General features: G+C 63.6%; 1 protein-coding gene and 4 tRNA genes. 4 read left to right on the top strand and 1 reads right to left on the bottom strand.

Annotated features, from left to right (window positions below; translation table 11 throughout):
• Positions 1-81: 81 nt before the first annotated feature.
• Positions 82-1,377: an MBL fold metallo-hydrolase gene (locus DK874_RS01695; protein ID WP_114312219.1), complete on the bottom strand. Its 1,296-nt coding sequence runs from the start codon at positions 1,375-1,377 to the stop codon at positions 82-84.
• A 70-nt stretch (positions 1,378-1,447) separates the two neighbouring features.
• Between DK874_RS01695 and DK874_RS01690 the strand changes: the two genes are divergently transcribed.
• The 4 genes from DK874_RS01690 to DK874_RS01675 all read left to right on the top strand — a co-directional run bounded on the left by DK874_RS01690 (position 1,448) and on the right by DK874_RS01675 (position 1,797).
• Positions 1,448-1,523, top strand: a tRNA-Thr gene (locus DK874_RS01690).
• A 9-nt stretch (positions 1,524-1,532) separates the two neighbouring features.
• Positions 1,533-1,618: transfer RNA gene (locus DK874_RS01685), tRNA-Tyr, on the top strand.
• A 24-nt stretch (positions 1,619-1,642) separates the two neighbouring features.
• A tRNA-Gly gene (locus tag DK874_RS01680) sits at positions 1,643-1,718 on the top strand.
• A gap of 3 nt (positions 1,719-1,721) precedes the next feature.
• A tRNA-Thr gene (locus tag DK874_RS01675) sits at positions 1,722-1,797 on the top strand.
• Positions 1,798-1,927: the final 130 nt, after the last annotated feature.

Genomic DNA, 1,927 nt, shown 5'->3' with positions numbered 1-1,927 from the left:
GCCAGGGTGGGGGCCCCGGAAAGGGCCTCCGGTAGGCGTCATCTCGTTGGGGCTTAGCGAAGGAAACAAGAGGAAAGGGTATCATACCTCTATAGCCTCCCCGAAGCGGGCCAGCCGGGCCTCCTGCCCCCTTTGGGCCAAAAGGGAGGCCAACTTTTCCAAGGCTTCCTCTTCCCCGTGCACCAGGGCTACCCGGGGATGCCCCTCCAGCCAGTCCAGAAGCTCATCCTGCCCGGCATGTCCTGAGAAACCCCCCAGGGTGTGGACGCTGGCCCTAAGGGGCACCTCCTGGCCCAGGAGGCGAATGCGTTCGGGCCTTTGGATGATCTCGGCTCCTAGGCCCCCTCGAGGCTGGTAACCCACGAAGACCAGGGCGTTTTTGGGATCGGAAAGGCCATGTTTGAGATGGTGAAGGATCCGCCCTCCGGTGAGCATGCCGCTTCCCGCGAGGATCACCATAGGGCCAGGTTGGCGGCTTAGGGCCTTGGATTCCTCGGCGCTTTCCACCACCTCTAGCCTCTTGGGACGGAAGGGGTTCTTGCCGGATAGGAAGTAAGCCTGCACCTCCTCGCTGAAGTAGCGCACCAGCCGGGGATAGAGGGCAAGGACCCGCTCGGCCATGGGGGAGTCCAGGTAGATGGGGGCCTCGGGCAACAGGTGGCCGTTTTCGTAGAGGAGGAAGAGGATTTCCTGGGCGCGCTCCACGGCAAAGGAGGGAATGAAGACCTTGCCGCCTTGGCCCAGGGTTCGTTCCAAAATCTCCAAAAACTCCCCCACCGTGGCGGTGAAGGAGCGGTGGGGCCGGTCCCCATAGGTGCCCTCGCTTAGGACCAGGTCCGCCTTAGGAGGCAGGGAGGGGTCGGGGAGGACGGTTTTTTGCCGGTTGCCCAGGTCCCCACTATAGACCAGGGTCTTCCCCTCCCCCTGGGCCACCACGAAGGCGCTTCCCGGTAGGTGCCCCGCCTGACCAAGGGTGAGGGTCAGGTCCCCCAGGCGAAGCCACGCCCCGTACTCCAAGGGGTGGGCGTGCCGGAAGACCCCTTCCACGTCCCCTTCGTCAAAGAAGGGTTCCTCCATGACCTTGAGGGCGTCCTCGAGGATGATCCGCATCAGCAAAAAGGTGGCCTGGGTGGCGTAGACGGGCCCTTGGTATCCTTCCCGAAAAAGCTTGGGCAACCTGCCCACGTGGTCCAGGTGGGCATGGGTGAGGACCACAGCCTCCACCGCCTTGGGCTCAAAGCCAAAGGGAGCATGGTTTTTCCCCTCCTCCCGCCCCTGGAACATGCCGCAGTCCAGAAGGACCCGCCTGCCCTCGGCCAAGAGGAGGTGGCAGCTTCCCGTGACCTCCCTAGCGGCGCCAAAAGGTACGATGCGCATGCCCTTATCTTGACACTTGCCTTGGGGTGTGTTAGCCTATTCCCTCGGACAGGGTCCTATCCCCCGTCCTGCCACCCTAGCTCAACTGGCAGAGCACCCGACTTGTAATCGGGGGGTTGGGGGTTCAACTCCCCTGGGTGGCTCCAAGCGGGCGTGGGCAGGTGCCCGAGCGGCCAAAGGGGACGGTCTGTAAAACCGTTGGCGCACGCCTTCGCTGGTTCGAATCCAGCCCTGCCCACCACAGGTGTGCCCAGCACACCCCCATGCGGGAGTAGCTCAGTTGGTAGAGCATCGGCTTCCCAAGCCGAGGGTCGCGGGTTCGAGTCCCGTCTCCCGCTCCACGAGCTCGCGTAGCTCAGCAGGTAGAGCACACCCTTGGTAAGGGTGAGGTCGCCGGTTCGAGCCCGGCCGCGAGCTCCATCTTTTTGTCTGCCCTGGGCGTAGGGCCCCCAGGGCGGCTTTTGCGTGCAAGAAAGAAGGAGGAACCATGGCCAAGGGCGAGTTTATCCGTACGAAGCCTCACGTGAACGTGGGGACGATTGGGCACGTG

The sequence above is a fragment of the Thermus caldifontis genome (assembly GCF_003336745.1).
In the GTDB taxonomy this organism is placed as follows: domain Bacteria; phylum Deinococcota; class Deinococci; order Deinococcales; family Thermaceae; genus Thermus; species Thermus caldifontis.
Note: the sequence above shows the minus strand (reverse complement) of the source record. Positions and strands in the feature narration are given on the sequence as shown.

Excerpts from the sequence above, each read along its gene's own strand:
- DK874_RS01695 (WP_114312219.1), bottom strand. The coding sequence starts at position 1,377 with ATGCGCATCGTACCTTTTGGCGCCGCTAGGGAGGTCACGGGAAGCTGC.